The organism is Lysinibacillus sp. FSL M8-0337 (assembly GCF_038593855.1).
In the GTDB taxonomy this organism is placed as follows: Bacteria; Bacillota; Bacilli; order Bacillales_A; family Planococcaceae; genus Lysinibacillus; species Lysinibacillus sphaericus_D.
This window is the reverse complement of the sequence record NZ_CP151996.1, coordinates 4,342,911-4,361,405: the sequence shown is the minus strand read 5'-3', so window position 1 is coordinate 4,361,405 and position 18,495 is coordinate 4,342,911. Positions and strand designations below refer to the sequence as shown.

Annotated in this window: 14 protein-coding genes; 12 read left to right on the top strand and 2 right to left on the bottom strand. The window is 34.5% G+C overall.

Annotation, left to right across the window (positions count from 1 at the left end; translation table 11 throughout):
* The first annotated feature begins 95 nt into the window (after nt 1–95).
* From cdaA to MKY08_RS21190, 6 genes are all read left to right on the top strand, one after another.
* On the top strand, nt 96–932 hold the full coding sequence (gene cdaA, locus MKY08_RS21215; RefSeq protein WP_103977773.1) for a diadenylate cyclase CdaA: 837 nt from the start codon (nt 96–98) through the stop codon (nt 930–932).
* Nucleotides 925–1,968 carry a CdaR family protein gene (locus MKY08_RS21210; RefSeq protein ID WP_069508277.1) on the top strand — a complete coding sequence of 348 codons (1,044 nt, stop codon included), beginning with the start codon at nt 925–927 and terminating at the stop codon, nt 1,966–1,968. Before cdaA ends, MKY08_RS21210 begins: the two co-directional genes overlap by 8 nt.
* A gap of 328 nt (nt 1,969–2,296) precedes the next feature.
* Nucleotides 2,297–3,649 (top strand): phosphoglucosamine mutase, encoded by a 1,353-nt coding sequence (glmM, locus tag MKY08_RS21205; RefSeq protein ID WP_024364060.1) that lies wholly within the window; start codon nt 2,297–2,299, stop codon nt 3,647–3,649.
* A gap of 108 nt (nt 3,650–3,757) precedes the next feature.
* Complete coding sequence (locus tag MKY08_RS21200) at nt 3,758–4,279, top strand: type 1 glutamine amidotransferase domain-containing protein (protein WP_069508276.1); 522 nt, start codon at nt 3,758–3,760, stop codon at nt 4,277–4,279.
* Nucleotides 4,280–5,150: 871 nt separating this feature from the next.
* Nucleotides 5,151–6,953, top strand: coding sequence for a glutamine--fructose-6-phosphate transaminase (isomerizing) (gene glmS / locus MKY08_RS21195; protein WP_069508274.1), 1,803 nt, complete (start codon nt 5,151–5,153; stop codon nt 6,951–6,953).
* An 825-nt stretch (nt 6,954–7,778) separates the two neighbouring features.
* Nucleotides 7,779–8,183 (top strand): hypothetical protein, encoded by a 405-nt coding sequence (locus tag MKY08_RS21190; RefSeq protein ID WP_069508272.1) that lies wholly within the window; start codon nt 7,779–7,781, stop codon nt 8,181–8,183.
* Between the two features lie 823 nt (nt 8,184–9,006).
* On the opposite strand, the gene MKY08_RS21185 is transcribed toward MKY08_RS21190, so the two are convergent.
* Nucleotides 9,007–10,248, bottom strand: coding sequence for an MFS transporter (locus tag MKY08_RS21185; protein WP_069508270.1), 1,242 nt, complete (start codon nt 10,246–10,248; stop codon nt 9,007–9,009).
* A 449-nt stretch (nt 10,249–10,697) separates the two neighbouring features.
* Nucleotides 10,698–11,360, bottom strand: a complete 663-nt coding sequence (locus tag MKY08_RS21180; protein ID WP_069508266.1) for an HAD hydrolase-like protein — start codon at nt 11,358–11,360, stop codon at nt 10,698–10,700.
* Nucleotides 11,361–11,717: 357 nt separating this feature from the next.
* Between MKY08_RS21180 and MKY08_RS21175 the strand changes: the two genes are divergently transcribed.
* The 6 genes from MKY08_RS21175 to MKY08_RS21150 all read left to right on the top strand — a co-directional run bounded on the left by MKY08_RS21175 (nt 11,718) and on the right by MKY08_RS21150 (nt 18,492).
* Entirely contained in the window at nt 11,718–12,488 is a 771-nt protein-coding gene (locus MKY08_RS21175; RefSeq protein ID WP_069508264.1) for an AAC(3) family N-acetyltransferase, read from the top strand.
* A 230-nt stretch (nt 12,489–12,718) separates the two neighbouring features.
* Nucleotides 12,719–12,961, top strand: a complete 243-nt coding sequence (locus tag MKY08_RS21170) for an acyl carrier protein (RefSeq protein ID WP_069508262.1) — start codon at nt 12,719–12,721, stop codon at nt 12,959–12,961.
* Between the two features lie 120 nt (nt 12,962–13,081).
* Nucleotides 13,082–14,704 (top strand): HAD-IIIC family phosphatase, encoded by a 1,623-nt coding sequence (locus MKY08_RS21165; RefSeq protein ID WP_069508260.1) that lies wholly within the window; start codon nt 13,082–13,084, stop codon nt 14,702–14,704.
* A 488-nt stretch (nt 14,705–15,192) separates the two neighbouring features.
* On the top strand, nt 15,193–16,740 hold the full coding sequence (locus tag MKY08_RS21160) for an SDR family NAD(P)-dependent oxidoreductase (protein ID WP_069508258.1): 1,548 nt from the start codon (nt 15,193–15,195) through the stop codon (nt 16,738–16,740).
* A 212-nt stretch (nt 16,741–16,952) separates the two neighbouring features.
* On the top strand, nt 16,953–17,624 hold the full coding sequence (locus MKY08_RS21155; RefSeq protein WP_069508256.1) for a ribulose-phosphate 3-epimerase: 672 nt from the start codon (nt 16,953–16,955) through the stop codon (nt 17,622–17,624).
* Nucleotides 17,625–17,727: 103 nt separating this feature from the next.
* Nucleotides 17,728–18,492: a ParB N-terminal domain-containing protein gene (locus MKY08_RS21150; RefSeq protein ID WP_069508254.1), complete on the top strand. Its 765-nt coding sequence runs from the start codon at nt 17,728–17,730 to the stop codon at nt 18,490–18,492.
* The last annotated feature ends 3 nt before the right edge of the window (nt 18,493–18,495 follow it).

Below are 18,495 nucleotides of genomic sequence, written 5' to 3'. Positions count from 1 at the left end.
ATGGGTAGACTTTTCATTTGAAAAAAGTTACATTTGAAAAGAATATGCTATACTTAAATGTGTATGGATTCGCAATGAAAAGTGGGGGATGCCACGTGCAAATTATCGAACAATTCACGGATTTAACACCAGTGAATATTGCTATTAACTTCATAGATGTACTGCTCGTTTGGTACGTTGTTTATAAAATTTTAACCCTCATTAAAGGGACGAAAGCTGTCCAACTATTAAAAGGCATTTTCGTCATAATTATTGCACGTATCGCAACAGACTTTTTAGGGTTAGAAACTTTGGGGTGGATGCTAAAGCAAGTAATCGAGTTTGGTTTCTTGGCAATCATTATCATCTTCCAACCAGAAATACGACGAGGTCTAGAACAAATTGGACGAGGAAAGCTTTTCCAACGTTCGACAAGTCAAGAAGAAGAAGAGCAAACAAGACTAATTGAGGCCATGAAGAAGTCGGTTAGCTATATGGCAAAACGCCGGATTGGCGCATTAATTTCTATAGAAAAAGACACAGGCTTAAATGAATATATTGAAACGGGAATAGGTCTAAATGCAGAAGTTTCTTCTGAATTGCTTATTAACATTTTTATACCGAATACACCATTGCATGATGGTGCAGTCATTATGCAGAAAGACAAGGTTACAGCCGCAGCTTGCTATTTACCGCTTTCTGAAAGTCCGTTTATTTCAAAGGAACTTGGTACACGACATCGTGCAGCTCTTGGGCTTAGTGAAGTAACGGATGCGATTACGATTGTCGTATCAGAGGAAACGGGAGCTATAAGTATTACGTTAAATGGAAATCTACATCGCAATCTTTCTCTAGAGGAATTCGAAACACTGTTACGCAAGATGTGGTTCGGATCAGCACAAGAATCGAATGCAGCCTCTAAGTTGACTTGGAGGGGGAAAAAGAATGGATAAAATGATGGATAGCCCATGGGTATTGCGAATCATTGCGCTTTTTCTAGCTTGCTTACTATTTTTCTCTGTTCGGACTGAGTTATCCTCTTCAAATAAATCGACAACGAATGTACAAATGGAAGTGATTCGAGATGTACCCGTTGATGTTTATTATGATGATGATAGTCTGATTGTAACGGGTATACCGAAAACTGTTAATGTCACGATTAAAGGACCAATGCAAATCGTTTTACGGACAAAAGCGGTGAAAGATTTCTCTGTATTTGTAAATTTAAATGATTTATTAATTGGTGAGCATAACGTAGAATTACAATACGAAAATATTTCTGATAAGTTGCAAGTGACGCTAGACCCAGCAAAAGTGAATGTAAATATAGAGGAAAAAGTCACGCAGGAGTTCCGTGTAGATCCGGAAATGAATAATCGTTTAATAGATGAAGGATATTACTTAAAAGGAATGTCTGCTAACCCAGCAACAGTGTTTGTAACGGGAGCAAAAAGTGCTATTGAGAGCATTAGCTATGTGAAAGCGACTGTAACAGGTGAACAAGGCTTGAAACAGCCTTTCTCTCAAGAAGCAGCTGTTAAAGTATTAGATCGCGATTTAAATAAATTAGATGTGATAATAGAACCAGAACAGGTTAAGGTACGGGTAGATATTGCTGAATATAGCAAAGAACTTCCTGTTACGATAAAGGAAACGGGCAAACCAGCAGAAGGGGTTACCATTAATCAATTAACCCTTGATACTACTAGCTTAAGGCTATTTGGCAAGAAATCCATAATTGATGTTTTAACCGAAGTACCTGTTGAAGTGGATTTATCAAAAATTACGGAATCCAAAACGTATGAATTTGATGTGAAATTACCGGAGGGTGCGACTAAAGTATCTCAACAGAAAGTTAAAATTAAAGCGAATGTTACAAAGGCAGAGAAAGCCGAAAAGGTAGATCAAGTAGATCAGGTAGAAAAGGAAACTATCGCCAATCCTGAAGAGACAAATCCTGAACCTGTAACAGAAGATATTGATTCTTAAACAATAACTGACTATAATTTTAACTTGATTCATATATGAGATTTCCTGTCTCTACAAATTGTGTGATCCAGCAAAGCGAAATTGCTGACGAACATAAGAGCTCAAGTTAACATTGTTAGCGCTTGTATATTTCAGTTATAGTGAATGTACGACACTTGAGTAGCAACATCTTTTTGCCTTAGAGCCTCTGAAAGTGATTTAAAGAGGCCTAAATACTAGTAGATGAATGAAAATAGACTTTTCCAAAAGTAAGCAGACGAGCCGTCCGATTGTCCGCAGGAAATAAGCATGATGCGGTCGTCTTGCATTGAAGGAGAGAACAATTAGAATGGGTAAATATTTTGGAACAGATGGCGTCCGTGGCGTCGCGAATAGTGAATTAACACCGGAGTTTGCATTTAAACTTGGCCGTGTAGGTGGCTATGTTTTAACAAAGGATGCAACAGGGCGTCCAAAGGTATTAATTGGTCGTGACACACGTATTTCAGGCGAAATGCTTGAAGGTGCACTAGTAGCTGGGCTTTTATCAATCGGCGTAGAGGTAATGCGTCTTGGTGTAATTTCTACACCAGGTGTTGCTTATCTTTCCCGAATTATGAGTGCAGATGCAGGCGTCATGATTTCAGCTTCACATAACCCAGTAGCCGACAATGGCATTAAATTTTTTGGTCCCGATGGTTTCAAGTTAACTGATGCACAAGAAGCAGAAATTGAAGCCATTCTTGATGCACAAGAAGATACATTACCACGTCCAATCGGTGCAGACCTAGGCATTGTAAGTGACTACTTCGAAGGTGGACAAAAGTATATTCAATACTTAAAGCAAACGGTAGATGAAGAATTTGATGGTATTCATGTAGCGCTAGATTGCGCACATGGTGCAACATCATCATTAGCAACTCATTTATTTGCCGACTTAGAAGCAGACATTTCAACTATGGGTGCTTCCCCAACAGGTCTGAACATTAATGACGGTGTTGGTTCAACACATCCAGAAGGTCTTGCTGCATTTGTAACTGAAAAAGGTGCAGATGTTGGTTTAGCGTTTGATGGAGATGGCGATCGCCTTATTGCAGTAGACGAAAAAGGTAAAATTGTTGACGGTGACCAAATTATGTTTATCATTGGTAAACATTTAAATGCGGTTGGTCGTTTGAAAAAGCAAACGATTGTCTCAACAGTGATGAGTAATATGGGCTTCTACAAGGCTGTTGAAGAAAACGGTATGCACAGCGTACAAACGGCTGTAGGCGATCGTTACGTTGTAGAAGAAATGCGTGCCAATGAATACAATCTTGGCGGAGAGCAATCTGGTCATATTGTGTTCTTAGACTTTAATACAACAGGTGATGGCTTGCTAACAGGTATTCAACTTGTTAGTATTATGAAAGCTACTGGCAAAAAGTTATCAGAGCTTGCAGCAGAAATGACTATCTTCCCGCAACGATTAGTCAATGTACGTGTAACAGACAAGCATGCAGTGACGGAAAATGCTAAGGTTGCAGCTGTAATAGCAGAAGTTGAATCAGATATGGCTGGAAACGGTCGTATTTTAGTACGTCCTTCTGGCACTGAGCCGCTTGTGCGTGTAATGGTGGAAGCTGCTACAGAAACGGACTGCGAAATTTATGTAGAACGTATTGCCAATGTAGTACGTACGGAAATGGGTTTAACAGAATAATTATAAATTACGCGATCTCTCATCATTGGGAGATCGTTTTTTTATGTTTGAAATAGTGGAGGGAGGGAAGTATAAAACATCACAATAAACAAGGGGTGTTTAATTTATATGGCTAAAATTGCAACAGTAATAACAGATATGTTTGAAGACGTGGAGTATACAAGTCCAAAGGCAGCATTAGAAGCTGCTGGGCATCAGGTCATTACAATTGACATTGAAGCAGGAAAAGAAGTTGAAGGTAAACATGGTGAAAAAGTAAAAATTGATAAGGGAATCGAGGAAGTTCATGCTTCAGAGTTTGATGCACTGTTTATTCCAGGTGGCTTTTCACCGGATATTTTACGTGCAGATGATCGCATTGTAGCCTTCGTCAAAACGTTTATGGATGACATGAAGCCAACCTTTGCAATTTGTCACGGGCCACAACTACTGATTACAGCTAAAACATTAAATGGACGTGATGCAACAGGCTATAAATCCATACAAGTAGACTTGGAAAATGCAGGTGCTATTTTCCATGACGAAGAAGTATTTGTTTGCCAAAAGCAATTAGTAACAAGTCGTACACCAAAAGATTTACCAGCTTTTAACCGAGAAATTGTGAAATTACTTGCAAGCAAAGAGAGCTAGTCGCCGTTCTTTTTTAGAGGCTGGGACATAACCTTAAAATCTTAAATAGTGGTACATTGGTGTTGATAAATTATCGCTTATAAATAAAAAAGAAAAACTAGTTGTTGGTAGCAAAGGCGGTGACTCCTGCTCAGAACGCACACAGCGTAAGACGCGGGCATTCTACAAGTTAGCGATGGTTGTGGCTTACTGTGCTGAGCGGAAAGCACCGCCGAAGCGGATAACAACTGCAGAGCAAAAAAGTGTTAGATTGATGGTGGTCAATCTAACACTTTTTCTCTTTTGTCCCAGCCATTTTGCTATTGTTATACAATCATGCTGGCATTTTTCATCTTACACTTTGTAGTTTGTCACAAAAAGAGTAGCTAAGGGTTATTTTTAATAACGAAAATTTGACGAATAGCATATGATTGAGTATTATGGAGAAGCTGACGGCTTGGGTAACCTTGTCCGCTAAGCAAGTGCTAAAGGAGGAAAGGTAGCACAAAAATCGGAAAACAATTATAGCGCCTGAGCTGAAGAAATTGGACGAAGACATCTTCAGCAGACGAGGTGGAGGTTTATCGAAAATTCGGCGGATGCCTCCCGATCGACATACCCGATTGTCATTTTTCATTTTGAAAGCATTTGAGTGATTGAATGTACAGAAAATGGAGAAGGTATAAGTAGAGCAATAGATAAATAGGAAAACTTCACGTATCGAGCAAAGCACTATTTTAGATAGCTGAAATAGTCTGAGGACGTGCGCGCATAAGTATGTTTATTTTCAATTTGAAAATAAGCGGCACTGTTTACGCCCACCGAAAAAATTCGATAGGCTGAGGTCTAGTTTGTCATTGCGTTAATATGACAATATCGGAGGAAATATAATATGTGTGGAATTGTAGGATATATTGGGGAATCAGATGCTAAGGAAATTTTATTAAAAGGTTTAGAGAAGCTAGAGTACCGTGGCTATGACTCAGCAGGTATTGCTGTACGCAACGAAGAAGGCGTAACAATCTTCAAGGAAAAAGGTCGTATCGCTGATTTACGTGGAGCAGTAGACGAAGATGTAGCGGCTAAGGTTGGAATCGGTCATACACGTTGGGCAACGCACGGAGTACCTAACCGTTTAAACGCGCACCCTCATCAAAGCGCATCAGGTCGTTTTACGATTGTGCATAATGGTGTGATTGAAAACTATCATTTATTACAAAAAACATACTTAAAAGGCATCCCAATGAAATCTGACACGGATACAGAAGTAATCGTGCAATTAGTGGAGCTATTTGTGAAAGATGGACTGCAAACAGCAGAGGCATTCCGCAAAACATTATCTCTACTACACGGCTCTTATGCACTAGCATTATTAGATGCTGAAGCGGCTGATACAATTTTTGTGGCGAAAAACAAATCACCTCTTCTTGTAGGTGTAGGCGATGGTTTCAATGTAGTTGCATCGGATGCGATGGCAATGCTACAAGTAACTGATCAATTTGTGGAATTACACGATAAAGAAGTCGTTATCGTGCACAAAGGTAGTGTGCAAATTACAAAATTAGATGGCACAGTAGTTGAGCGTGCACCTTACACAGCAGAGCTTGATATGAGCGATATTGAAAAAGGTACGTACCCTCACTATATGTTAAAAGAGATGGATGAACAGCCAACCGTTATCCGTAAAATTATTCAAGCATACGAAGGCGAAAATGGCGATTTAACAATTGATGCAGCTATTTTACAAGCATTGCAAGCTGCCGATCGATTATACATTATTGCTGCCGGCACAAGTTACCATGCAGGTTTAATCGGTAAACAATATTTCGAGAAAATGGCTGGTATTCCAGTAGAAGTGCATATTTCAAGTGAGTTTGGTTATAATATGCCACTACTTTCAGAAAAACCGCTATTTATCTTTATTACCCAATCAGGTGAAACAGCGGATAGCCGCCAAGTACTTGTGAAAATTAAAGAGCTTGGGTATCCAACATTAACGATTACAAACGTACCAGGTTCAACGCTATCACGTGAAGCAGATTATACACTATTATTACATGCAGGTCCTGAAATCGCTGTAGCTTCAACAAAAGCATATGTAGCGCAGGTGGCAGTACTTGCACTAGCAGCATATGTGACAGCAAAAGCAAGCGGTAAAGGCTTAGAATTTGATTTAAAACAAGAGCTTGCAATTGCGGCCAACGGTATTCAAACAATTATTGATGCAAAAGATGTATTAGAAGACATCGCAGAGGACTACTTAAAAATTGCACGCAATGCTTTCTTCATTGGTCGTAATATCGACTTCTGTGTAAGCCTTGAAGGTGCTTTAAAACTAAAAGAAATTTCATATATTCAAGCGGAAGGTTTTGCAGGTGGCGAACTAAAACACGGTACAATTGCTTTAATTGAAGAAGGCACACCAGTATTCGCCCTTGTTACACAAGAAGCGGTAGCCTTAAATATTCGCGGCAATGTCAAAGAGGTAGCTGCACGTGGAGCATACCCATGCATTATCGCTATGGCTGGCGTAGACGAAGACGGCGACCGTCTAGTTATTCCGCATGTTAACGAATACTTAACACCACTTGTTTCAGTTGTGCCATTACAGTTAATTAGCTACTATGCGGCACTACATCGTCGTTGTGACGTTGATAAACCTCGTAACTTAGCGAAATCAGTGACGGTGGAGTAGGGCTTAGAGCTAAGGTTCTGTGAGTTTGTCCATATACAACTCAATCGTGATGTACACAACTCAATCGTGACATACACAACCTAGTAGTGATGTAAAACTGTATGGGAAAAAAGAGGACTAATAACTGTTTATTAACAGTTATTAGTCCTCTTTTTAAATAAATTAAAATGCAATGCTCACTATAATTTACTGTTTCATTCTTAAAGGTAAGTGAATGTCCAATGATAGCTGGTCTTATAATAATTTTCAAACGTTCCATTGTAAGTAAAATCTAAAGCAACTTTAGTCCACATATCTTGTTTATACTTCGTTCCATTTGAATTTTCTCTTTCAACATACTTAACCTTATCTGTTAAGTTATTATATACGTATTCAGATATAAGTATGTGATCAGGTGATTTAGCTTTATCACTTAACTTAACAGCTTTATTAACAGCGTTACCAGCCCAAAATAAGCCTTTATTTTTTGAATCCTCACCTACACCAATCTTTGTACAAAGAATTTCACCATCATGAAGTTTGAATTTAAAATAAAGTCGCGATGTTTGTAAAAAAGATGCGATGTTTAAAACAAAGTCACGACGTTTATTAAAATGTTGCGAAGCTTCGCCCCCTTTGGATGCCCCTTTATCTAAAGGGGTGTTTTTATCGTGAAAAGATTATTCCGTTAAAGAACCAGATTGTTGAACACACCTATAAAAGAAAATAGGATATTCACGTTACATTTTAAAAGAAAATGTAAAAAATGTATGGTGATTATTACTATGCATACGGAAAGTTTCACGAGTCATACTAAAGTGAATACACAAAGAAAGGAGAATTTATATGGGTTTTGGTCCTGATAGAAGTAATCCATTAATGAATAACCAAGTTGGAAAGGTAATAGTTCCACCTGGTAAGCGTGCTAATTTTACTTTTTCTGCTGATGCTAATTGGGAGAATGCTGTGTGTATATATCCAGAGGGTTCAGAAGCATTACTTATTGAAAAAGGCAATTATCGTAGATCCCTTAGCGATTTCTCTACCCCCGAAAATAATACGGGTATAAATCAGTCATTTATAGTTTCTGGGTGGCATAAAAGAGGTGAACCTTCGGGCAGTTTACCGTGGATCCAAAGTGCTTTGCAAGAACGTCCAAACAGTGGCGGACATGATCTTAACTTCGGGTTTGAAGATGCTGGTGATGGCGATTACAATGATATGCATGTAACAGTAGATATTGTAGATTAGTTACCACGCCTGATATATAGAAGTTCGTCCTTATCCTCTCAAGTTAAAACATTCGGATACCTCCAAACAGAAAAAAACTTTATTCTTTTTGTAGAATTTACAGAAAGGATGGCGTTTTTTTTATGAGTACTTCTTGCTCAAAATTGACTTAAAGTAAAGGGGCTTATCTTGAATAAGATTTAAGCTATAATATTAAATAATCGTGCGCGATTATTGAACAACATAGCTGGAAAATGGTCAAACTTTTTTATAAAAATCTCATACTTATCTAAAAAGAGTAACTTCATTTTGATCAATCTTTTTTCAAAATGGAGTTTTTGAAGTTGCTATTAGATAAGGATTGAGGGATATTTTTTAATCAAACTTTATTCCAAACCAACAGTGAGTTAAACCAATACTGTCACAATTTACAAATATAGTTTTCTTAAATATATAAAATGTTGTGACATCAAAAATAAACCTTGGTACAGTGTAGTCGTTGCTGTATCAAGGTTTATATTTTATTTCAAAATGTTTTTTAATTTTATAATACGCAACAAATAAAGTTGAATATTACAGCAAATAATTATTACTAATATTGTTATTTACACAAAAAATATGGGCTTTAGAAAAGTTGTACGAACGAAATAGTTGCCCAGGAAATATCATGAAACAATTATAATAAAAAAAGAAATAATCTTCTATAGAGGATATTTTAACTAAAAAAATAGAATACAAAAATTACACGATATCTATATGAATTGAGCACTCGAACCCTCAACCCTCCTACCTTGTGATGTCGTACAGGAACTCTAATTACGCCACTTCTTCTTTTATCTATATTCTAATGAACAATCTTATTTTTAAGGTTTGAAAAGATAATACTATACAAAATAATGCTTACAGCACCAAAAGATATATAAAGGAGAGCCATAGTCCAATTGGGTACAAATGAACCTAAAGTTACGCAAAGAGATGCTATAATAAGCGCTCCTCTAGATCTAAGAGAATTTACGGCAATGTATTGGCTTCTCATAGTATCATCTATTAATTCTGCTAATAATGATTGATGAATAGGTACATACAATAATTCTCCAATAGTAAATATAAAAGTAGCTAATATTAATATACATATATTGTTGAAGATGGATAGTAATGAAAAACCTGAAGTGAATAAAACAACACCTACAAATAGAATAATTTTGTTGTTCAGTTTATCAGTTAATTTTAAAACTAACGCACCTAAAATTACTACTAATAATGTATTTTCCATTCTTAAAAATCCTAGTATTTTAACACCATCGAATTGTAAATACGGTAATTCAAATAACTTTTGAATTCCAAATTCATTACTTAATTTGATAGCTATAAAATTAACCAATTGAAATTCTAAACTTAGCGTAAGAATTCCTACTATTAAATAAATTGTAAATAAACGATCTTTTAAAATAAGTTTATAACTGGCAAATATAGACGTTAATGTTGCTTTTTTAATTTTTTGATTTATTTTTGGTGGATTTGTTTCAATAATATATAATTTAACTAAAAAATAAGTAATTAAAGAAGCAAGTGAAGTAGTTAATAGTAAATCAAAGAAATGGTTTTTATAAAAAAATGCCCCAATCATACTTCCCAAAGCAATCGAGAGATTAAGGGACCAATAATTTAAACTATAAAGCAATTTTCTATTTTTTGATGTGCTTACATCTATAAGTATTGCTTCATTAGCAGGAGTTATTAGTCCAACGATAACATTATTTATAGCAAATAATATAAAAGTAATTGTTGGGGAGAATAACCAAGGTGAATTAAAAAAAGCCATAAGTATCATGGTAAGAAATCTATATTTCTCCCCTTCTAATAGCACCCTTTTTCGACCATATAAATCTGCAAAATAACCTCCATAAAAACTAGAAAAAAATGCAGCAACTACACTTATAATCATTAAGATTCCTGCAACAGTAGAGCCAAAGTATTTAGAAAAATAAATTGCCATAAAAGGAAATACAGTCATTTGAGTAAGTTTTTGAATGAAGTTTACGAAAAGTCTGATTTTAATATTGATATGTAGGTCTTTGAACTTCAATAATATTTCACCCCTATTATATTTTATAAACATTACTTAATAATTTATATGAGGTCTGTCGTTAAGTTCGAATATAGTTAAAAGAGCGAGCTCCTCATATGAGGAGCCCGTTCCTTTAGTGGCCTTTTCCTTAAATACTTTAAATGTCGTTTCGGAAATTGCATTGTCAAAAGAATAGCCCTTTTTTCCAAGAGAAATTTGAATATGGATTATTCTAAGCACCAGAATAATCCCTCTATTCATAATTTAGGGTAGTGGTTTTCTTTATAATATTGTTCTTAATCAACAAGTGTTTTTTTGCGGAGTTTTTGAATTTTTTAAACAAACAATGAACACATGTATCACTTTTAAAATATGGTTATATTTAAAAGTAAAGTACCTACCAAAAATATTGAAACATAGCATACTAAGAAATAAAGAAAAAATAGAAATTATTACTGTTACTTTATTCAGTAATTCTTTATTCTAGGGAGTATTGTTTTTAGCTCAATCAAGTCATCTATTATCAAATCAGCCAGAGCAAGTTCTTCCTTTTTTGCAAAATCAAAGTTACATCCAATTGCAATTAAATCATTGTCCTTAGCTGCATTAATATCAGATAGACGATCCCCTACTACGGCTGCTTTTTTTATATTATATTTTTTTATTATTGTTTTAATTAAATCTCCTTTATCTAACGTTTCTATTTGTTGAATACTAAATGTCTCAATGACCCAATTATCCAATTTATAATAATTAACAATTGCTTCTAAATATTCAGTTAAACCATTACTCGCTATGTAAATAGAACAATTAACCTCTTTTAAATAATTGAAAACTTCCTTTACATTTGGATATAAAGCACCTTTTCCACTTCTTATGTTTTCAATTAATCTTTCCAAAAAATATGCATCAGTTTGCTCTCTAATTTCATTAGAATGATTAGGTAATAAGGTTTCCCATACCTTCGGTAAAGGTACACCCATGATTTCTCTGTATTTATCAATAGGGGTTACTGTATCCCATTCATTTAATGACCGTAAATAAGTAAAAGTATCATCTAGTGATAATTCCAATATTTTCTCTGTTTGGAATAAGGTTCCGTCCATATCAAAGATTAATGATTGTACCATTTTTTATCTCCTTTTTAATGTTTTTGAATAACTTCTAAAGTTTAACATAACGAGAAGGTCACTTAAAACTTTATTTTTGTAGTTGTTATTGGCCTAAGCTTTTTAACACATTCTTAAAATTTATTACAATAAAAAAATAAAGCTTAATATAAATTAAGAATAAGCAGTAAATTTTTACAATATTTAATATCTATTGAAAATTATTTACAAATTGTTATAATTAGGTTTGTTGTTTGGGTGTTAGTTGTGTGGAATAGGCATAAAGGATTCTTCTTATGAGATGAGTATGAAGTAACTGACAATCAATTAGCCTATGCTCAAACTTGTAGTTTGTAAAATTTTAAAGGGGGTGTAGTATTGCTTTCTGCAGTACAAATTTCTGATAGCTTGTTAACTAGTGTGTTGCCGTTAATACGTGATGACGAAGAAATAGTTGTTATTCACTCGGATCTCTTCGCTCTAGGATTCAATCGATGTATTGAATATGTCGATGGTGTAATGCTTTTTCTAGAATCTTTGCTTGATCGAGGGAAAACCATCGTCATACCTAGTTTCACGTTTTCATTCTCAAAAACCAAAATGTTTAACATCGAATCAAGCCCTTTTGAAACGGGTTCATTAGCATTTCTTGCAAAAACAAAATTGGGGTTTACTCGAACTCATAATCCCATGTTTTCATTTTGTGTAAAAGGACGTAAGTCGGATGACTATCTAAACTCTAGGTGGAATTCTGGGTATGGGAAGGGAACTTCAGTTGAGTTATTGTCGCGGGAAAATACATGCATAGTAATGTTGGGATGTAGTTGGAGTTATTGTACGTTAATACATAATGTCGAGGAAAAACAGTTAGTACCATATCGCGAGTATATTGAATGGACTTATCCCATAGATTTTGGAGACTATAGTATTTCGGATCAGCCATTTCAACTTTATGTACGAAAATCTTTACCTAAAACCAACCTTAGATTTGAAAAGATAAGAACAGAATTACAGCATAGCGATTTGTTACGAAAGTCTACATTGAACGGGAAAATAATTGAGAGTGCTAATGGTCAAAGTATTGCTAAGATTGCAGAACAAAAATTGAAAACAGATCCCTATTTTTTCGTTGATGTCATTAATGAGTAAGGGAGCTATATGGCCTGTATCAGAGAGAATTGCGAGTATATAGGGTCGAAAGTTTCTGTTTGTGTAGCATTATATACTCTTATGGTTAATTCCCTCTGCTTTTTAGTCAGAGAATTCAAAATAAGTAGAATTGCGAAAAAGATAGAGTAGGACTATCAGGTGCAATTTTATGATTTCTAATGCAATTTTCAATACAATAAAAACTTTAATTTAGATGGGAGGAAATTTCGTTGGATACTAGATTCCAAATATTTTCAACTTTGTCAAAAGTATTAAATATTAATATAGATGAACTACAAAAGCTTGATATAAATGATGATTTACTTGCGGTAGGTCTTAGTTCCATAAAAGCGATTTCTTTAATCACCATGATAGAGCAATCCTACAATATAGTATTAGAAGATGAAGAGTTTTTCTATGAAAATATAAATACAATTTCTAAAATTGAGAGTCTAATTCTTAAATACCTATAAATCGATGTAATCCATATGTATAGAATTCCCTTAAAGAAGGGTGAAATATTTAGTTGCATGATGGATGAGGGTTCCTAGGGTCAGTTTAGTAGTATTTTATGTTTCTTAAGGAGGGTAAAAATGACTTTATATAATAAACAATTTGGAGATATTGTGAAAGCAGTAAGGGAGATGTCTGTATCTCCACAAATGACGAATATTTCAATTATTAGTAATGTTACACTCGAACCAGTATTTGTAGAATCATTGAAATATGTAATGAATGAAGAATTATCAATACAGGCTAATATTATTTTGGAAAGTTACGATGAGTTATTTTCTTCTAATAGAGAAGTGACTTTGAATAGCGATTGGACATTACTAATTCATGATTTTTCGGAATGTCTATCCTCGTATGAATCAAGAGAAGAAATTAAAGAAAGAGATCTCGAACGAATTAATGTAACAATAAATAATATTCGTAAGAATAATGATAAACCCATACTTGTAACTTTGCCGGAAAGTACGTCGTATCCTCTGGATGACAAAATAGTTTCTGAAATTCGAAATAGTATGATGAGCATCCCGCATAATGTTTCTAAGTGTTATTTGGTTGATATGAATAAAGCAGTTATGAAAGTTGGCGAAGGACAATTTTATGATTATCGTAAGCAATTTGCATTTAATCTGCCATATAGTACTGAGGGTAGTTTAGCTCTTGCACGAATTTTTTGCGATATTATAAGAGATACTTTGGGAAAGTATAAAAAGTGTCTCGTACTTGATTGCGATAACGTATTATGGGGTGGGGTACTCGAAGAGGTTGGAATGAATGGCATAAAGCTTGACACCACTTTCCCTGGAAATCAATATTTACATTTCCAAAAGGAATTGATAAAACTTCACCAGTGCGGTGTAATTTTAACATTATGTAGTAAAAATAATGAGGATGAAGTGTTGGAAGTCATTAGAACTCATCCATTTATGGTTATAAAGGAAGAACATGTGGCCGCTTATCGTATTAATTGGAACAATAAAGTAGACAATATAAAACAAATCTCAGATGAGTTAAATATTTCTTTAAGTGATATGGTTTTCGTTGATGATTCCGAGTTTGAAATAGGAATAGTTAGTGAATCATTACCAGAGGTAACTACAATACATCTACCTGTGAAAAGACCTTACGAATACTCTGTCCACATAAAAAACTGTGGTTTTTTTAAAACTTCGAATCTAACTGGTGATGATTTGTTGCGAAATTCAACATATCAGAATGAAAGAAAAAGGAAAAAAGAAAGAGAGAAATACTTTAATTATGAAGAGTATCTTAATTCTCTTGAAATCAAACTAGCTAGTAGTGAGGTTACACAGTTCACAGCATCTCGAATTTCACAACTTTCTTATAGAACTAACAGATGTAACTTGTCTTGTAAGAAAATTTCTACAGAAGAAGTGATTTATTATTCTCAACAGCCAGATTATTGGGTCCGATGTTTTGAATTATCGGATAAATTTGGTGATTATGGCTTTGTTGGAGCTATGATAATAAATATTACGGACGATTCCTTAATAATAGAAGGATTTTATTTGTCATGCCGTGCCTTAGGAAAAAATGTTGAGAAGATGATGTTGGATTACCTTCTAAGTAATCTAGAGTTGAAAGACCGTGAGCTAACCTATATCTACAAGGATAATGGTAAGAATCATGATGTAGAGGTATTTATAAAAGAATATATAGAAGGTTTAAAGCTAGCAACTAATTGATAGCATTATGTCTTTAATTTTTACCAAGAGAAAAGTTCTTTGATATTTCGCCAATTGGTGTTGATGTAGAGCTAATGGAACATATTGATTTTACTGTTATGAATTGCTTCTATTCGGATAATGAAATTTCCCCTGTTAGTAAGCATTCAATTGATAAACAGAATCCATGGTTTTATAAAAATGGATTTTGAAAGAAAGTTATTTGAAAGCGCTAGGAATTGGGATAAGAGTACCACTTAAATCTTTTTCTTTTATATTCACTAACAGTAGTATCAACTTGCTTAGTAAATTATAAAGATAAGTGGTATTTCCAATTATATTACATCGATCTAGCATATAAATTAGCAGTTTGTAGAATTTCCACAACATGTCTCAATTTTTGATGAGAATGTTTTATTAGAATATATTAAATAATCTACTATCATTAAGTAAGTTTATTAGTCTTTTGGGCATACGCCATATAGATATAATTAAGGAGCTTTTTAATCATGAACAAGACCGATGGCCAGAATTATTTACGATTTTCGATGGATGATCTGAAACTTTTTAGTCAGGCGAGTCACGATCGGAATCCTTTACACTTATCTCAAAATTATTGTAGAAAAACTCCTTTTGGGCAGCCTGTAGTATTTGGTGTCCTATGTGGTATTGCTAGCATAAGCTATTTACCTAAAAAGTATAGTTATATTGCTAGTGATATTTCCATGGAATTCTTTGGACCAATATTTTTAGACGTAGATTACCGAGTAGAGATTCAAGAGAAGAATTCGCGCTTTGTTAGTATTAGTGTAGTTGATGGTTCCCAACAATTATTAAAATTGTCAATAGAGTATAAAGAGGCAGGCATTAATGAAATACCTTTGCGAAAGATGATTGATTCTTCTGAATATAGGGAATCAACTAGACGTGAACCAGCAATAATTGACCCATCTGAACTTGGAAATGAGATAAACATCAAAGGCAACTACACACCGTCCTTTGAAGCCTTTAAGAAACTTGAAAAGCAATATGATTTAATGGATAAAGGAATATCTGTGAGGCAATATTCGGCTTTAATGTGTTGTAGCTACCTCACCGGAATGGAAATACCTGGTAAAGAAGCTCTTTTCTCTCAACTTAAAATAGAGTTCAATGATTTGGAGCATAGCTGGGATACAGGATTTTCTTACAATGTGTATTCGGAAAATTATGATAAAAGATTTAAGTTATTGAAGGTTGGAGGGAGCATAGCGATTAAAGAAAAGCAATATGCTTCTATAAAGTTAACATCATTTGTAAGGGAGAAAGCGTCCTTATTAACAAATCATTCTGTAACAGACAATTCCTATACCACTGATTTCTTAAAAGGGAAGGTTGCCCTTGTAACAGGTGCAAGTCGAGGATTAGGAGCTGCTATTGTAAAAGCACTCGTTATGCAAGGTTGCACTGTATTAGTTAACTATCATAGGAGCCATAAGGAAGCGGAATATTTAAGAGACTCATTTAGTACTTATAAGGGATCTATTGTTCTTGTACCGGGTGATATAAGTGATATTAGCTACTGCGAAAGACTGAAAAATCAGTTAATAGAAGACTATGGGAAACTAGATTTTTTAATTCTGAATGCTACCCCGCCTTTACTACCTTTATGGATTGAACCAACTGCTTTACAACGTATTCATAACTTTTTAATTAAGAGTATATCTATGGCTAGCACTCCTATGGCAGTTTTCATGCCTCTACTTTCTCAATCTGATGGTAAGCAAGTCTTTATATCTTCTTCAGCAGTACGAGAAGCTACGGCAGTTTGGCCACATTATGTAGCGGCAAAAAGTGCAATTGAAGGACTAGTACGAACATCTGCAATTGAGTATCCTAATGTTCAATTTACTGTAGCTCGTTTTAAAAAATTATTAACTGATTTAACAAACACTCCAATGGGAAAGAAAGGAGCAATTCATCCAGAATGGGCTGCTTTTAATCTTATTAAAGAAATATCTAGTGGACCCGGGAAACGTGGCGAAGTCTCTATTCTAGAAATGGTCAAAGACAATTAATTTATTTATAAGGATTGAACCCCAATAATTCGTCTTAACTTACCTTCCGCAAATTGCATATTGGATTATTTTCTATGCTCTGTGTTTTACTATCGTTAATTAGATTGACTTTTAATGCCCATAGGAATACTACCTTAGTAATAAATGAACGCCAACTTTTGTACTTTTAACTAACTTAACTTGTACTAATGAACATTTAAGGAGGGGTTACCATGACGAAGATTGGACCATCTATCATGTGTGCTAATTTTTTCAACCTGAAAGAGCAAATCAAACAATTGGATAAATACGGGGCTGATTACTATCATGTTGATATTATGGATGGACATTTTGTTCCTGGATTCACCCTAGGGACGGAGTTTGTTGAACAGTTAGTAAATAATACTAAAACAGCGGTAGATATTCATTTAATGAGTGACAACCCATTTGATCATATGGATAGCTTCTTAGATTTGGGGATACACTCACTTACTGTACACATCGAATCAACGCCAGATATATTGAAATGCATCAAGAAGATAAAGGCTAAGGGTGTTCGGGCAGGAGTGGCTTTGAATCCAGGAACTCCGTTATCTTTATTGGATGAATTATGGGACGACATCGATCAAATTTTAATAATGACTATTAACCCTGGACTCGCCGCGCAACCCATAATCAACTCTTGTTTACAAAAGGCAGCGAGATTGGTTCAAAATCTCAACTGCCGACAGATGCATAATATAGAAGTTATGGTTGATGGCGGCATAAAGGAACATAACATACGAGAAGTGTTTAATTGTGGAATTCACGCTGCTGTTATCGGTACGGGGATATTTAACACAGAGAATCCTGGTCTTACTTTAAAGAGGATTAAAAGTTCTTTAGTACCAGATATTGGGAAATAGTGAACTATGAAACGAGATAAGTAATTCGTTTATCAAATTATCATATATAAAGGTATTTAGACTGGAATAGTGTTTTTAACACTAATATATGAGGAGTAGAATTATGGATTTATATAATATTTTTAATCAAACTTATAGAAAAATTTGTAAAAGTGACTTTGGGATAGAACTTGCTCTAATCGATATTGATAAGCTTATTCCACATGAAAAAATAGAACCAATGAGAATAAAGAAATTATCGGCAAGTATTGAAAAGAGTAAGCATATCAAACATCCAATCCCTTGTATTGAGGTCGATAATTACTATTTAGTATTGGATGGGCACCATAGACTTGAAACTTTAAAAGCACTGGGACTTAAATATGCTCCTATCCAGATTGTGAACAAAAATAACTTTGTTTTAGATTACTGGTATCACGATATTAAAAAAAGCACATGGAATCCAAGAAATATACTTAATTCTAATGACAAAGAAGAACATGGTTATATGGGAACGTATAAGATTAAAAATCAGAAGATTATGGATTTAGAAGCATGCAAAAATTGTAACGCCCTTGATATGTATAAATATATTTTGGAGATATACAATTCCTATGGAACTGATAATTTTTCAAGAAAACGGACTATGCCATCAAAAAATAATTGGATCAAATATGATGGTATCTCATTAGATGTAATTGTAGAAAATGCATTTAAAGGAAACTTGATGCCACCTGGAATCTCAAAATTTAACTTCCCTTTTAGAGTGCTAAATTTAGATGTTCCATTAAAAATATTAGAAGAATTTGATGAAGAGGAATGGAGAAAAGTCACAAATAAAGTCTTAACGGCTCAATTATATGATTTCCCTGTGATATCTATTTCTTAAAAC